Annotated in this window: 1 protein-coding gene; it reads left to right on the top strand. The window is 75.0% G+C overall.

Annotated features, from left to right (window positions below; all coding sequences use genetic code 11):
- Nucleotides 1-609, top strand: a 609-nt coding sequence (locus KBX53_RS35110; RefSeq protein WP_305798018.1) for a BTAD domain-containing putative transcriptional regulator, incomplete at both ends; no start/stop codon positions are given.

Here is a 609-nt window from a genome sequence, read left to right as displayed (position 1 = left end):
GGACCGGGTCGAGGCGGACCTGGCGTTGGGCGCGGACGGCGTACTGATCGCGGAGCTACGGGAGTTCGTGGTCGCGCATCCGTTGCGGGAGCGGGCGCGTGGTCAGCTCATGCGGGCCCTGGCCGCAGTGGGTCGGCCTGCGGAGGCGCTGGCCGAGTTCGAGGACGCCCGGCAGATCCTGGCCGAGCAGCTCGGCGTCGACCCGTCGGCGGGGCTGGCCGCGATCCACCTGGCGGTGCTGCGCGGTGCGGAACGCGGGTCCGCCCAACCGGTGCTACCCGGTCAACTCACCACCTTCGTCGGGCGGGAGGAGGAGCTCAAGCGCGTTGGCGAACTGCTCGGTGAGCGCCGGCTCGTCACCCTCACCGGCCCCGGCGGCGCGGGCAAGACGCGCCTGGCGATCGAGGCCGCCGGCCACGTCGACGGGGAGGTCCGTTTCGTCGAACTGGCCGGGCTGGCCGACGGTGCGGACGTACCGCAGGCGGTGCTGAGCGCGCTCGGCCTGCGCGACGCGGGTCTGCGCGCCTCCGCCGAGCCGGGCCGGCACCCCACCGACCGGCTGGTCGAGGCGCTCGCCGAGCGGCGACTGCTGCTGGTGCTCGACAACTG

The sequence above is a fragment of the Micromonospora sp. M51 genome (assembly GCF_018070305.1).
Classification (GTDB): Bacteria; Actinomycetota; Actinomycetes; order Mycobacteriales; family Micromonosporaceae; genus Micromonospora; species Micromonospora parva.
The sequence above is the reverse complement of the archived record's forward strand: the minus strand, read 5'-3'. Positions and strand labels throughout refer to the sequence as shown.